Raw genomic sequence first — 14,092 nt, 5'->3', positions numbered from 1 at the left:
AAGGGCATGGGGCAGGCAACTATTGGCCTAATTCACCGATAGGTTACCGAATCCACATTTTTCTCCGGGGGCACATGCAAAGGATTTGCATGACGCCCCCTGGTTCCCGCAGAAATTTCTTCACAAGCAGCGGCGGAAGCCCCTTCGATTTTCCCGAGGTCCCGCGTTCTTTGGCGCGCCTGCGCCCCGCACTGGAGGTGCCCGTGGCCTCGCGCAACGCCGGCTTGTTCCGTCAGGACGAGGCCCTGCGCCGCCTGCTGACCTTGGGCTATCCGCGTCTGGGTCCGACGGCGGAGGGGCCGAGGACGCCCGCCGACATGGAGGCCGCCGTCCGCGCCCTTTGGGACTCCGGGCGGCAGGGCAACCGCCTCGGCTACCTCGACGCGATGCGCGGCTGCTATGTCTTGCTGCACCGGCAGATGGGCGACGCCGGGGCGCGCGCCGAGATCCCGCGACTCGCGCGCCTCTTCTCCGACATCGCCGAAGAGTATGCACGCCACATCGCGGAGCGTCCCGAATACTCGCCGCTGCAGCGCCTCACTTATTTGTTTGCCGCCGCCCGCGTGGCGCGGCTTTTCCTGGGGCGGCTGGGCGACGCCGAGGCGGGCTCGACGCCCGAATTCGCGGGCGAGATCGCCGCGCTGCGGGGACTGTTGCAGCGCTTTCACGTCACCTTGGAGGGCTACGTGGGCGAGGCGCAGCGCGCCGAGCCGGGGAACCTTGCGCTGCAGGGCATTCGCCTGCAGATTGAGATGCGCCAATTTGTCCTGCAAGGCGAACGCGATCGGGCGCGGCTGCGCGCCCGCGAGCTGGCCGCCTTCTACCGCGAGCATCCCCCGCTGGAGGAGAACGAGGCCAATCCGGAGAGCCTGCGCTTCTACCACGCGGCCGGCCGCGAGCTGGGGGCCGATCCCGATTTCCTCAACCTGATCGGTCAGCTCGACGGTCCTTCTCAGGCCGAGCAGGAGGGCGGTATCCTCAACGGCGTTGCCCTGCAATGGCTGGCGACCGCGGCGGGGACCCTCGACCAGGTCAATGAGGATTCCGAGGCGACGATCCGTTCGCGCTATCAGGCGCTCTCGGCGGTGACGACGGTGCTGGCCCTTGCGTATCCAGCGGCGACCCTGCGCTCGCTTCTGGCGATGCTGCGGGACGGTCCCTCCGCCGAGGACCACCGCGCGGCCTTGCTTAGGATCGCGGCGGCTTCCCCGGAGGTCGCGACCTACCTGCGCGAGGTGGCGGGCGAGGAATCGTTGGAGGACTTGTGGCGGCGCGCCGGCGACGCGGCCGCCCACGTGGAATCCTTACGCGTGGGCCCGGGGCGCAGGGCCTTGGAAGCCGTCCTGTCGGGCAGCGAGGCGCAGCACCCGGTAGCCCGTTTGGCCGAGGAGCTGGCCCGGCATCCGGGCCTCTTGGTCGCCTTGGGCCTGGAGGCCGACGGCGGCCCCGGGCCTTCGCGCATGAACAACGCGCTGGAGCTCTTGCGTCGCGGCGAGGAAGGGCTGCGCCAGGTGCGCGCCTTTGCCGAGGCCCATCCCGACGTCTCCTACAGCCGCTTATTGCGCCTGCTCGAGCCGGCGGAAGGGGCGAATGTCCCGGCCAACGCCTTCGCCGAGCGTTTGTTGGAGGTTTTGCAGGAGGACCTGGGTTCCCACGAAGACCACGAGGAGGCGATGGCGCAGGCCCTGTTCCAAAGCGTCGCCCAGAGCGGTGAGATCGCGCCGGAACGCACGCTGAGCCCCGCGGTCGCCAACCAGGCGCGCTCGCTGGCGCAGCGCATGGAGGGGATGGGATATCGCGGCTACCGCGTGTTGCGCCACCTGGTCGCGCCGCAGCGCTTGGCCACCTTGGGGCTGGGCATCCTCGCGACCGAGCTGACGCCGGCCCTCCTGATCGCCCGCGCGGGCGCCTCGGGCCGCCTCGCCGCGCCGCTGATAGGCGACTTGGTGCGGGCGGGGACGCTGAGCCGCCGCGGGACCTTTTTGACCGGCCTCGGCAGCGGCGTCGGCATGGCCGCGCTGGGCACGGGCTTGCACAGCCTGCATCGGCACGGCCTGGGGCTGCGGACGCATTTCTGGCGGGACTTCGGCACGAGCGGCGTCATCAACGGCTTGACCTTCGGATCGACGCTGCTGTTCGCGCGCGGCTGGAACCGCCTCTTGAGCCCGAACGCCGCGAACGGCGTGGCGATCGGCGAGATGGGCTTCGCCCGCGGCCTGGCCCTGCACGGCGGCAACGCGGTCTTCGGGACCTTTATGGGTATGGGTCTTGGCATTGTTGCGAGGCGCCTGCAGAACGGAAGATGGGAGACCTCTTGGGACGAGGTCGCGGAGAATTTCGCTACCATGCTGCTCTGGGAAACCGGCGCGGCGGGCCTGCGCGGTCTGCGCCGCTCGGCGGGGCTGAATGCGGAGCTGTACCTGCCTGAGGCCGGCCGTTTTGCGCGGATCTGGAATCGTCTTCCGCTGCTGCGCAACCCTTCTGTCTTGGGCGAGCATCGCGCCCTGCGGACGGGTGTGGTGGCTGACCGCATGATCCAGGCCAATCCCTCCCTGGCGGGGGACCGTCCCTTCCTCTTGCGGCAGATCGGCCTGCACGAGGCCCACGCGCCCGGCAGCCTGGAATCCTTCAACGACGCCATGTTCGAGCATTACGAGCCCAGGATCTCCGGAGCGGGCCGGCAGCGTCGCCTGCTGATGGTGAGGCGTGCGTCCCCGGTCTCCGCGGAAGCGCCGGACGCCGGCGGGAATTCCCCGGACGTCCGCCAGCGGAGGAACGCGATTTTAGATCCCCAGGCGGCGGATCCCTCGGCGCCGGCCGCCGAGGCACAGGATTCCGCCTTGCCGCCGCGACCGGCCGCGGCGGGCGATGTCGACGAGGCCGCCCAGACGCCGCCGCGCGGCGTGCCCGCGATGCCCGCCGAGCCCTTGACGCCTCTGCCTCCGGCGGAGGGCGTCTTGGAGCCGGGCCTTCCTTTGATGGTCATCGAGGGCAACGAGGTCCTCACGCGGCGGGGCGAGCATTTCCTGGCGGCCCCGGGCTTGGGCGAGGTCGCGGCCTTCACCCACGAAGGCGTCAGCAAGCAGATCCCGCCGCGCAACGAGGACGCCTACGGCCTGCTTCGCCTCGGGGACGGGTCGTTGGTGGCCCTGGCCTTCGACGGCGCGGGCGGCAGCGGGGCGGGGGATCTGGCGAGTTCCCTCGGCATCCAAACGGTCATGGCGCGCATGCTGCCTGCGCCGGTCACCTTGGGCGAGGCCTTCCTCGCGGCCCACCAGACGATCCAACAACACGGGCACGGCGGCTACACGGTCGCCACCGGCATCCGCGTGCATCCCAGCGGGCACGTCGAGGTGGCGACGGTCGGCGATACCCAGTTGCTCGTGGCCCGCCCGCGCGGCGACGGCGGCTACGAAGTGATCCGTCCCTATTTTCCGCACAACCTCCCGGGCGTGATCCGGGCCAGCGGTCACGAGATCGCGAATACCCTGGAGATGAACGCGCATCCCGGCGCATCCCGGGTCTTCGGCGCCCTGGGCAGCCACAACATGACGGTGACGACGGCCTTGGCGCGGACCCCCTCCGGAAATTTCCACCCGCAAGGCATCTACAACGCCCCCTTGACGTTGCCCGAACGTCCGGACGGGGGCGGGGCGCACCGCCCCTTCCAGGCTAGGCCGGGCGATGTCTTTCTCATGATGAGCGACGGCGTCCACGAGCTCTTCACTCGCGAGCAGATGGGCGAGGTGATGCGAGGCCTGCGCGGGGCGGGAGAGATCCGCGACGCCCTGCAGCGGGAGATCGAGGCGAGGCTCGAGGTCTTCCGCATCAGCCGCGGGATCACGTCCGCCGACGGGGCTCGCCTGCAGATTTCCTTTGGGCGCTTCCAAGGCCATTTCGTCGACGCCGAAGGCGACGTTTATCCCGCCGCGACCGGCGGGGCGCGCATCGGCCACGTCTCTCCGGACAACGTCGTGTTGGTAGCCATGCGCTACGACCCCGCGGTGCGGGCCCCGGAGCCCGCGAGTCCGCCCACGGGACCGGACGGTTCGGGATCGCCCCGCACGGCGTCTGAAGCGACGCCCGAAACTGCGGCTGCGGAAGCCCCAGTCCCTCCCACGGAAGTGGCGGCCGATTCCCAGCCGCGCGCCGCGGCGGTGCCGGAGGCGGTTCCCTTGGCTTCTCCGGAAGAGATCGAAAATACCCCGCCGCCGGTTCCTCCCGGAGCCGCGATGGAAACCGCCGCGCTCGCCGTCCCGGATACCTGGGCTGCGGCGCTTGGAGACGCACTCTTGCCCGACATCATGGCTCGGGTGCAGGCCGGCGTCCGCGACCAGATGGTTCAGGCGGCGCAGGGCCGCGCCCACCGCGACTCTCCCTTTGTCGCGCAGTTCAATACGGTGCACGCGGAGATCGCGCTCGTCGACGAGGCTTCGATCGACGCCTTCCAGCGGGAGATGGGATCTTGGGGACTGTCGGCGGAGGACGGCGCCCGCGTGTGGAGCGTCCTCCAGGCCTTGCGCGGCTTGCACGGCCAGGCCATCGTCCCGCGGGAAACCATCCCCGCGACGCCCGCCGCGCTCGCCGCCGCGACGGGAGAGGGGGTCGTCGAGGTCCTGCCCGGCGTGCCGGGCGCCTTCGTCGCCTCGATGCGGGTGGGTCTGCGGCACCTGCTGAACAACCTTCGCGAGGGTGCGATGACCTCCCTGATGGGAGGCGGCTTGCGCTGGGTCACCGACCCTGCCGGCATCTATGTTGGAGATTTGACTTTGGGCCCCAACGGCGAAATCCTCGCCGCGAATCTCGGGCTCCCCGACTTCCTCTCGCCCCGCGGGACCCGTTATCGCTCGGGAGTGGCCTTGGGCGGGGAACGGGTCGAGGTCGTCGTGGCCCGCGACGGCACCCTGTTGCACGCCGAGCCCCACGAGGGCCTGAACGAGCGCCAGCAGGCCGCCCTGATCGCCTACCGACTCTCGCCGGAAAATCGGGAAGGACTGGCGCGCCTCCAGGCTGAGCAACCTTATGCCCTCGAAATGATCCAAGATCGAGGGGTGGGACGCCTGATCCATCCCATCGGCCGCCTGCTGGATGCGCACCTGTGCGGGATTTCCGACGGTCGAAGCGATGAATCGATTGTGACCGTCTATTTCGGGCGTGGTCCCGAGGGTTATGAATTGAGCGAGACCCCCTTCGAGGGCGGCGTCGCCGTCGAGCTCTCGTGGCGGAGCGATTCCCCCATGCGCGGGCAATTCGACTATCGCCTTGTCTCCGGCGAGATCCCCGCTGAGCTGCACGAGGTCTTGGAACACCTACGGGCGCGCACGGCGGGCGTTCGCGAGGAAACCGCCGGAGCCGAAGCTCCGAGCCCCGTCGTCCCTCCGGCCTATCCGGAAAACCGCCCGACGCTCTTCACCTTTGCGATGAACGCGCTTCGGGAGATCGACCTCGGTAATCCCCGGTCATTCGGCGCCTTGCTGCGCGATTCCGGCCGCTCGGACTTGATCAGCCGGGTCGGCGGCCTGCGGGAGGCGACCCTGAGGATCCACCCGGGCGGCGCGCCCTGGAGCTACGAATTGACCTCGCCCGCCACGGCCTTGATCGTCCACTTGAACTGGGACCCGACGCCGTTGGTGGTGCCGCGGGGCGGTTCCCAGCGCGTGGAGATCCGTCCCGGCGACAGCATGAACGTCAGCGATTTTCTCCCGGGGGAAAATCGGCTTGGGGAGCACAGCCTGACCTTCCTGCACCATCGTCGGGATTCACAGGAGTGAGGCCGGATCGAAAGGGTAGGCTTAGGGCACCGGCGCGGTGTCGAGCAGGCCGAGCGTTTCTTCCCAGCCCATGCGGATGTTCATGTTTTGGACGGCCTGGCCTGAGGCGCCCTTGGTGAGGTTGTCGATGGCGCTGACCACGACGAGGCGGCCGGTGCGCTCGTCGAAGTGGACGCCCAGATCGCAGTAGTTGCTGAAGCGCACCTCGTGCGTGGCGGGGAAGGCTCCGAGCGGACGGAGCCGGACGAAGGGCTCCTTCGCGTAGAATTCCAGATACAAGTCGTGCAGCGCCTTCGGCAGTACCTTGCCGCGCGCCTTGGCGTAGAGCGTCGAGAGAATGCCGCGGTCCATCGGCACCAGGTGGGGCGTGAAGGTGATCGCGACCTTTTGTCCGGCCAGCCGGGAGAGCTCTTGCTCGATCTCCGGGGTGTGGCGGTGCTTGCCGACGCCGTAGGCCTTGAAGCTCTCGTTGACCTCGCAATAAAGGATGTCCGTTTTCGCGCCGCGGCCCGCGCCGGAGACGCCTGACTTCGAGTCGCAGACGATGCTCTCCAGGTCGATGAGCTTTTCTTTGATCAGCGGCGCCAGGCCCAAAATGCAGCTGGTCGGATAGCAGCCGGGATTGGCGATCAAGTCGGCCTGGGCGACGGCGGTGCGGTGCAGTTCGGGGAGACCGTACACGGCGTCCTCGAGCAGGTTCTTCGCCGTGTGCGGGCCGTACCAGGCCTCGTAGACCTTGGGATCGATCAAGCGGAAGTCGGCGCTCAAGTCGATGACCTTGCGGCCCAGCTTGCGGAAGGCCGCCGCGGCCTGCATCGATTCGTGGTGCGGGAGGCAGAGGAAGACCAAGTCGGCCTTCTGCGCGATCGCCTCGGGGTTCAGCGCCTCGAGGACCAGGTCGAGCCGGCCCTGGAAGGCGGGAAAGGCCTTGCCGAAGGGCTCGCCGGCGGAGCGCTCGCTGGTGAGCGCGGTGATCGCCACCTGGGGATGGCGCAATAGGAGCCGCGCCAGCTCGGCGCCCGTGTAACCGGTGGCCCCGACGATAGCGATGTTCAGTGGCATGGGGTCAATAAATCCTAAAATTTGCGGATAGTAAAGGTCGATTACAAGCGCCGTTTTGGCGCGGCATGTAGGGGCCGTTTCCCCCTCAGTCGGGGGACAAGCGCGAACGGCCCCTACAGCCGTTGCAGAATCGCTTGCGATGGAATTCCAATCATGGCCCCGAAATGAAAAAGGCGCCTCGCCGGCGCCTCTTTCGAAGAGAAAATATACGCGAACTAACGCTTCGAGTACTGCGTCGCCTTGCGGGCGCCGCGCAGGCCGTATTTCTTGCGCTCTTTGACGCGGGCGTCGCGGGTGAGGAAGCCCGCCTTGCGCAGCGGCTTGCGATAGTCGGGGTTCATTGCGAGCAGGGCCCGCGAGATGCCGTGGCGCAGGGCGCCGGCCTGGCCCTGGGGCCCGCCGCCGGTGAGGGTCGCCTGCACGTTGAACTTGCCCAGGTTGCCCGTCACTTCGAAGGGCTGGAGGATGACCATGCGGCTGGTCGCGCGGCCGAAGTAGTTGTCGAGGCCTTCGCGGCCGTTGATCGTAAACTGCCCGTCGCCGGGCGAGAGAATCACGCGCGCGGCGGCGCTTTTGCGTTTTCCGGTTCCGTTGAACTTTTTGACCGAGGCCATGGAATCGTCCTTTTGCTACTTCTTGTACTGGCGGCTGGGGAGGCTCGCCACTTCAGGGGTTTGCGCGCGGTGCGGATGGTCCGCGCCGGGATAAATCTTCAGCTTCTTGAGCTGCTTCTTGCCCAGGAAGGTCTTGGGCAGCATGCCCTTCACCGCCCGGCGGATCAGCTCTTCGGGCTTGCGCTCGAGGAGCTTCTCGGCGGTGAACTCTTTTAAGCCGCCGATGTACTCGGAGTGGTGGTAGTACATCTTCTCTTGCATCTTGTTGCCGGTGAGGCGGACGCCCTTCGCGTTGATCGCGACCACGAAGTCGCCGACGTCGTCGTGCGAGGTGAATTGCCCCTTGGTCTTACCCCGCAGGATCATGGCGATGCGGCTGGCGGCGCGGCCCAGGACTTGGCCCTGGAGGTCGACGAGGACCCAGTTGCGGGGGGATTTCTCTTTGGTGAAGCTCTTGGTTAAACCCATAAAAAACCTAACGATTCTTTGATTGAACGGCTCGTTCCTCGAAAAGAGGCCGGATACTAGCCATACGAAAAATCCAATGTCAATCCTTTTGGCGCCACGGCGTAACTACAGATAAATTTTTAACTTTTAAGGATTTTGCCCCGGGTTTAGCATGGGTGTCCAGATGCGTTCCCTCCTCGCCAAACTCAATCTCGCCTGGGCCCTCGTGCTGCACTTCCTCAGGCGGCCCTTTCAAGACAACGGCTACCGGGCCTTTTTGGACCACTACCGCGCCGATCGCCTCGTCCCTTTAAGTCAGGTCGACAAGACCTGGCTGCTGCGTTTTTCGCAATGCCTCAACTGCGGGCTCTGCGACGCGGCCTGTCCCGCCCTCGAGACCTTGCCGCGCGAGTCCTTTCCGGGCCCCAGCGCCCTGGTGACCACGCTGACGCGGGCCACCGGCGATTTTTGGGCGGCGGGCGTGGACTTGAGCCTCTGCGAGGGCTGTCGCAACTGCGAGAGCGTCTGCCCCAATCGTGTCCCGGTCAAGGAGGCCCTCGACTTTATCGAGGCCAAGGCCCTCGAGACCTCCCGCGGTGCGGCCTGAGCCGGACGTATTCCGGGAGAATTTCCTGGCTCCCGCCCGGGAAAAACCTTAAAAGTTTCCACGATGGATCTCGCCACGGTCAAACCCGAGCTGCTTCGCGATTTGGGCCGGCTCTTGCGGCCCGACCAGGTGAGCGCCTCGCCGCCCGACCGGCTGAGCTACGGCCGCGATTCCTGCAGCAAGGGCATCCTTTGGGTCCGCGACAACCAGGTGAAATTTCCGCCCGAGGCCGTCGTCTGGCCCGAATCCGCCCGCGAGGTGGCCAAGGTCCTCGCCTTCGCGAGCGAGCGCGGCATCCCCGTGGTGCCCTTCGGGGGCGGCTCCGGCGTCTGCGGCGGGACCTGGGCGCTGCGCGGCGGGATCAGCCTCGACCTCAAGCGGCTCAACCGAATCCTCAAGGTGGACGGCGCGCGCATGACGGTGCGGGCCCAGGCCGGCATCAACGGCGAGTTGCTCGAGCGCGAGCTCAAGCGCCGCAACCTCACGCTGGGGCATTTTCCCTCCTCGATATACGTGGCGACCCTCGGCGGCTATTTGGCCTGCCGCTCGGCCGGCCAGTTTTCCTCCCTCTACGGAAAGATCGAGGACATGGTCGAGGGGATGCAGGTCGTCCTCGCGGACGGTCGCATCGCGGATCTGGCCGACGTCGCGGACTGCCCGGGCGAGCTCGACTTGAAAGAGCTCTTCCTCGGCTCGGAGGGGACGCTGGGCGTCGTCACCGAGGCGACGCTGCGGGTGCATCCTCTGCCGGAGAGCGAGACCTTTTTGGGCTTCTCCTTCGCCCAGCTCGACCAAGGCCTCGACGCGATCCGCAAGATCCTGCAGGCCGGCTTAAAGCCCGCGGTGGTGCGGCTCTACGACGAGCTCGACACCGTCCTCTTCTCCTCCTACAAGCAGGAGGGCGCCGAGCCCTCGGTCCTCGACGGCCTCGCGCGGGCCCTCAATCCCCTCCTGCATTGGGCCAAGGACGCCTCGCTGAAGCTGGCCCTCAAGCGGCCCGCCCTGCTGCGGCAGGCGATGCGGCTGCTGCCCGGCCCATGCATGCTGATCCTCGGCTTCCAAGGCGCGGCGGAATTGACCCAGGCCCAGGTCGCCCGGGCCCGCGAGCTCTGCGTCGAGCTCAAGGCGAAGGACCTGGGCGAGGGCACCGGCCGCTATTGGCTGAAGCACCGTTACAGCGTCTCCTACAAATTGTCGCCGCTCTTCGACGCCGGCCTCTTCGCCGACACCATGGAGGTCGCGACCACCTGGAACAACCTGCGCAACCTCTACGACCGAGTGCGCGCGGCGATCTCGCGGCACGGCCTGGTGATGGCGCATTTCAGCCACGCCTATCCGGAGGGCTGCTCGATCTATTTCACCTTCCTGGGTTACCGGGACGGCGGCGAGGCGAGTCGCGAGCTCTACGACCGCATCTGGGCCGAGGCGCTGAAGGCCTGCGTCGCCGCGGGTGGCACGATCACCCACCACCACGGCGTCGGCGTCCTCAAGGCAGCCTTCATGAAGGACGAGTGGGGGCAGGCGATGGATTGGTTGAATCGCATGAAGCGGAAGCTCGACCCCGCGGGGATCCTCAATCCCGGAAAGCTGGGGCTCGCCCATGATTGAAATCGACCCCATCTCGCTCTTGGTCACGGCGGACACCGATCTGAGCGTCGCGGCCCTCGAAGACAAGGTCGGCGCGGAAGGCTACACCCTGAATTACTTCGCCCTTCCCGACAACCGCGCCCTGCTGGCCGAGGCCCTGAGCCGCCGCCTCCCCAACCTCTACGCCGCGGCCTTCGGCGGCATCGAGGACCTCTGCCTCCAGCTTAAATTGGCGCAGGCGGGCGGGGCCCTCTACGCCAACGTCAAGACGCCGCGCTCCGCGGCCGGCCCCGGCTTGAAGAAGATGGCGATCGGCTCGGGAGAGTGGCTCGGCCTGCCCATCCAGGCGACGCTGCGGATCTTTCCCAAGCCCGCCCACCGCGAGTGCCGCGCCTACGCCTTCGCGCAGGAGCGCGACCTCGAGGCCTTCGAGAAATCCCTGCTCAAGCTGCGCTGGCCGCTGCCGCTGCGCGCCCGCCTCGCCTCGGAGGAGGCCATGCAGGTCTTGGAGGGCATGTCCCTGCTCGACCGCGCGGCGGCCTTCTCGTGGTGGGGGCCCGAGGGGTGGATGCGGAGCTACGGCGAGGCCTTGGAAGACCTGGCTTTGGGCAAGCAGGGCCGTGCGCTGGGCTTCAAGTCGGGGCGGGACGAGGCGGACCTCGACGCGCTGCTGCGGCGCGCGGCAATCGCCCAAGCCGAGGAACGCTCCGAGCGCCGGCGGCAGGAGCTGCCGGAAAGCCACCGTGCCTTGGCCTCTTTCCTCAAGGAGGGCGCATGAGGAGCGAGCTCAAGAAGATGATGGATTACTGCACCTATTGCCCCAAGATGTGCCGCTTCAGTTGCCCGACCGCCGAGGCCACGGCCAGCGAGACCTACACGCCCTGGGGCAAGATGGAGATCGCGCGTTGGCTGACCGACAAGACCCTGCCGCTCAGCGAGGCGATGGTCGCCGCCGTCTATCAATGCGTGAATTGCCTGCACTGCCAGCAATACTGCGAGCACGGCAACGACGTGCCCTCCGCCCTGGCCGAGATTCGGCGGATGGCGGTCGAGAACTACGCCGCCCCCGCGCCGGTCTACACCCTCGAGGAGCGCTTCGCCGCCGCCAACAATCCCTACGGCCTCGACCTCTACGAGCGGGCGCGCGCGCACTGGCCGCAGGCCGCGCCGAAGCAGGGGAAGGAGGTCCTGTTCCAGCCCTCCTGCCACACGATGCATTACTTCCCCGAGCGGCTCGGGGTGTACTTCGAGCTCTTCGAGAAGCTGGGCATCGAGGGGGTCTCGGTGGTGGAGACGCCCATCCAATGCTGCGGCGCTCCCTTGGACGCCCTCGGCTTTCGCTCCGAATTCCAAGAGGTCGCCGAGGTGCAGTACTACTCGATGAAGGACTACAAGTGGGTGGTCAGCGACGGTCCGGAGTGCTGCGTCACCCTCAAGCAGAAGTACGCGGCCCAGGGATTTTCCCTCGAGAAGAGCAGCGTCCCGCTCATGGAGTTCCTCGAGCCCTACCTGCGCCACTCCAACTACCGCAGCCGCGGCAAGATCAAGGGGCGCCTGGCATATCACGACCCCTCGCACTTGAGCCGCTACCTGGGCTTGGTCGAGCTGCCGCGGCGGATCTTAAGCGAGCTCACCGGTTTTCCGCCGCTCGAGCTCTCCTGGTCGGGCCTGGACAGCCTGAGCTCCGGCACCGAGGGGAGCTACGACATGGTTTTCCCCGAGTTCGCCGAGAAGATCGCGCTGCGCACCGTGGAGGAGATCGCCGCGCGCGGCATCGGCAAGCTGCTCACCGCCGACGCGAGGGCGGAGGCGGCCTTCCGGCGTCTGGCGCGGGGCTTCGAGGTGCAGGACTTCTACGAGTTTCTCAACGAGCACATTCTCCCGGCCGAGGCCCCGAAACGCGGCGGCGCCGAGAGTTGAATCGCGTGAAAGTGAACGACGTCGCCTTCATCGTCAATCCCGTCGCCCGCCGCGGGAAAAACCGCGGCTTCCTCGCCGCGCTGCGCGCCTTCGCCGCCGAGCGGCTGCCCGAGGCGCAGTGGCTGCCGACCGAAGGGCCGGGCCACGCGAGCCGTCTGGCCCAAGAGGCGGCGGGGCGGGGTTGCCGGCGCCTTTTCTCGGTGGGCGGGGACGGGACGCTCAACGAGGTCGCCAACGGGGTCTTGACCCTCCCGCCCGAGGCGCGGCCCGCGGTGGGGACCCTGTCCTCCGGAACCGGCGGGGATTTTTCGCGGAACTTGAAAGAGCTTTATCCCTACCCCAGCGATTTTTCCTGGATCTTGGCGGCCCGTCCCCGGCGCATCGACGTCGGCCTGGCGCGGCTGGGCCCCGCCGCCGAGACCGAGCGTTACTTCCTGAACATCGCCGACGCCGGGATCGCCGGCGAGGTGGTGCGCCGGGTGAGCGCCTCGCGCAAGATCTTGGGCTCGCTCGAGTACCTGCGCTCGACCCTGCTCGCAGCCTGGAGCTACCGCGCGCCGAGGGTACGGGTCGCCCTGACGCTTCCGGATGGCCGGCTTTGGGAGCGCGAGCTGAACCTGCTCATCGCCATGGCCGCCAACAGCCGCTACTTCGGCGGCGGGATGTGCATCGCGCCCGAGGCAGAGCTCGACGACGGCCTGTTCTTCTGCATGGTCGCCGAGCGCCTGCCTTACGGCGCCCTGTTGCGGCAGCTCCCGCAGATCTACCGCAAAAAGCGCATGCGCCACCCCCAGATCCACTACCAAGCGGGCACCCGGCTCGCCATCGAGTCCCTTTCCGGGGAAATGCCGATCGACCTGGACGGGGAGCACCTCCACAGCCCGAGGATCGTCTTCGAAATCCGCCCCCAAGCCCTCGATATCCTGGTTCCGTCCGCCTAAGCCCCCGGGTATGATGGGCCTTAATGTCGAATAATTTGACAGGGGGGAGGGGCTATGTTTAAGCTTCGCCCGCTCTAAAATCGGCCACCTAACCTATGGAGTTTTAAAGCATTATGGCACTACGCATCGGCATCAACGGCTTCGGCCGCATCGGTCGCACCATCTTCCGGCTCGCCCAGGGCGATCCTCAGTTCGAGGTGGTCAAGATCAACGACATGGCCCCCATGACGGAGCTGGCCCACCTGCTGAAATACGATTCGGTTCACGGCAATTTCAAAGGCACGGTCGAGACCCAAGAGAACGCCCTCGTGGTCGACGGCAGGAAGGTCCTCGTCTCCAAGATCCCCGACATCACCAAGATCAACTGGAGCGACACGCCGGTCGACATCGTGTTGGAGTGCACCGGCCGCTTGGATGGCAAGAAGGATTGCATCCACCACCTCAAGGGCGGGGCCAAGAAGGTCATCATCAGCGCCCCCTCCGACGACTGCGACTACACGGTCGTCTTCGGCGTCAACCACGACGGCTACGATCCCGCCAAGCACGAGGTGATCTCCAACGCCTCCTGCACCACCAACTGCCTCGCGCCGGTCGTGAAGGTGCTCGACGAAAAATTGAAGGTGAAGCGCGGCTTCATGACGACGGTGCACAGCTACACCAACGATCAGCGCATCGTCGACGGCGGGCACAAGGACCTGCGCCGGGCCCGCGCCGGCGCCATCAACATGATTCCGACCAGCACCGGCGGGGCCAAGGCCATCGGCCTGGTGCTGCCCCGCCTGAAGGGCAAGCTGGACGGTCTGGCGATCCGCGTGCCCACGCCCAACGTCTCGCTGGTCGACTTCGTGGCGGACGTCGAGACCGCGACCACCGTCGAGCAGGTAAACGGCTTTTTGAAAGAAGCGGCCGGCGGCGCCTTGAAGGGGATCTTGGGCTATTCCGCGGAACCCCTGGTGAGCACCGACTACAACGGTTCGCGGTATTCCTCGGTCGTCGACGCCCTTTCCACCAAGGTGATGGACGGCACGATGGTGAAGGTATTCGCCTGGTACGACAACGAGAGCGGCTTCAGCCAGCGGATGATCGATCTTTCGAAGTACGTCGGTTCCAAACTTTAAGCCGGTTTCCATGATCAAGAGCCTC

The 14,092-nt window shown here is 67.0% G+C and carries 10 protein-coding genes; 7 read left to right on the top strand and 3 right to left on the bottom strand.

The window, feature by feature from the left end; genetic code table 11:
* Window positions 1–89: 89 nt before the first annotated feature.
* Window positions 90–5,771, top strand: coding sequence for a hypothetical protein (locus tag FBR05_07525; protein ID MDL1872042.1), 5,682 nt, complete (start codon window positions 90–92; stop codon window positions 5,769–5,771).
* 21 nt (window positions 5,772–5,792) lie between these two features.
* Here FBR05_07525 and FBR05_07520 read toward each other — a convergent pair whose 3' ends face one another.
* From FBR05_07520 to rplM, 3 genes are all read right to left on the bottom strand, one after another.
* Entirely contained in the window at window positions 5,793–6,833 is a 1,041-nt protein-coding gene (locus FBR05_07520; protein MDL1872041.1) for an N-acetyl-gamma-glutamyl-phosphate reductase, read from the bottom strand.
* Between the two features lie 215 nt (window positions 6,834–7,048).
* On the bottom strand, window positions 7,049–7,447 hold the full coding sequence (gene rpsI, locus FBR05_07515) for a 30S ribosomal protein S9 (GenBank protein MDL1872040.1): 399 nt from the start codon (window positions 7,445–7,447) through the stop codon (window positions 7,049–7,051).
* A 15-nt stretch (window positions 7,448–7,462) separates the two neighbouring features.
* Window positions 7,463–7,915, bottom strand: coding sequence for a 50S ribosomal protein L13 (gene rplM, locus FBR05_07510; GenBank protein MDL1872039.1), 453 nt, complete (start codon window positions 7,913–7,915; stop codon window positions 7,463–7,465).
* A gap of 151 nt (window positions 7,916–8,066) precedes the next feature.
* Between rplM and FBR05_07505 the strand changes: the two genes are divergently transcribed.
* The 6 genes from FBR05_07505 to gap all read left to right on the top strand — a co-directional run bounded on the left by FBR05_07505 (window position 8,067) and on the right by gap (window position 14,067).
* A complete protein-coding gene (locus tag FBR05_07505; protein ID MDL1872038.1) occupies window positions 8,067–8,501 on the top strand; it encodes a hypothetical protein in 435 nt (144 codons plus the stop codon).
* A 63-nt stretch (window positions 8,502–8,564) separates the two neighbouring features.
* A complete protein-coding gene (locus FBR05_07500) occupies window positions 8,565–10,109 on the top strand; it encodes an FAD-binding oxidoreductase (protein MDL1872037.1) in 1,545 nt (514 codons plus the stop codon).
* Window positions 10,102–10,866 carry an FAD-binding oxidoreductase gene (locus FBR05_07495; protein MDL1872036.1) on the top strand — a complete coding sequence of 255 codons (765 nt, stop codon included), beginning with the start codon at window positions 10,102–10,104 and terminating at the stop codon, window positions 10,864–10,866. The genes FBR05_07500 and FBR05_07495 overlap by 8 nt, the downstream gene beginning before the upstream one ends.
* Entirely contained in the window at window positions 10,863–12,008 is a 1,146-nt protein-coding gene (locus FBR05_07490) for a (Fe-S)-binding protein (GenBank protein MDL1872035.1), read from the top strand. The genes FBR05_07495 and FBR05_07490 overlap by 4 nt, the downstream gene beginning before the upstream one ends.
* The gene (locus FBR05_07485; protein MDL1872034.1) at window positions 11,393–12,949 is read left to right on the top strand and encodes a hypothetical protein; all 1,557 of its coding nucleotides are present in this window, start codon (window positions 11,393–11,395) and stop codon (window positions 12,947–12,949) included. The genes FBR05_07490 and FBR05_07485 overlap by 616 nt, the downstream gene beginning before the upstream one ends.
* Window positions 12,950–13,062: 113 nt before the next feature.
* Window positions 13,063–14,067: a type I glyceraldehyde-3-phosphate dehydrogenase gene (gap, locus tag FBR05_07480; protein ID MDL1872033.1), complete on the top strand. Its 1,005-nt coding sequence runs from the start codon at window positions 13,063–13,065 to the stop codon at window positions 14,065–14,067.
* The last annotated feature ends 25 nt before the right edge of the window (window positions 14,068–14,092 follow it).

It is taken from the genome of Deltaproteobacteria bacterium PRO3, assembly GCA_030263375.1.
GTDB lineage: Bacteria > UBA10199 > UBA10199 > DSSB01 > DSSB01 > DSSB01.
This window is presented reverse-complemented; position numbering and strand designations above follow the sequence as displayed.

Excerpts from the sequence above, each read along its gene's own strand:
- FBR05_07525 (MDL1872042.1), top strand. The coding sequence starts at position 90 with ATGACGCCCCCTGGTTCCCGCAGAAATTTCTTCACAAGCAGCGGCGGA.
- FBR05_07520 (MDL1872041.1), bottom strand. The coding sequence starts at position 6,833 with ATGCCACTGAACATCGCTATCGTCGGGGCCACCGGTTACACGGGCGCC.
- rpsI (MDL1872040.1), bottom strand. The coding sequence starts at position 7,447 with ATGGCCTCGGTCAAAAAGTTCAACGGAACCGGAAAACGCAAAAGCGCC.
- rplM (MDL1872039.1), bottom strand. The coding sequence starts at position 7,915 with ATGGGTTTAACCAAGAGCTTCACCAAAGAGAAATCCCCCCGCAACTGG.
- FBR05_07505 (MDL1872038.1), top strand. The coding sequence starts at position 8,067 with ATGGGTGTCCAGATGCGTTCCCTCCTCGCCAAACTCAATCTCGCCTGG.
- FBR05_07500 (MDL1872037.1), top strand. The coding sequence starts at position 8,565 with ATGGATCTCGCCACGGTCAAACCCGAGCTGCTTCGCGATTTGGGCCGG.
- FBR05_07495 (MDL1872036.1), top strand. The coding sequence starts at position 10,102 with ATGATTGAAATCGACCCCATCTCGCTCTTGGTCACGGCGGACACCGAT.
- FBR05_07490 (MDL1872035.1), top strand. The coding sequence starts at position 10,863 with ATGAGGAGCGAGCTCAAGAAGATGATGGATTACTGCACCTATTGCCCC.
- FBR05_07485 (MDL1872034.1), top strand. The coding sequence starts at position 11,393 with ATGCTGCGGCGCTCCCTTGGACGCCCTCGGCTTTCGCTCCGAATTCCA.
- gap (MDL1872033.1), top strand. The coding sequence starts at position 13,063 with ATGGCACTACGCATCGGCATCAACGGCTTCGGCCGCATCGGTCGCACC.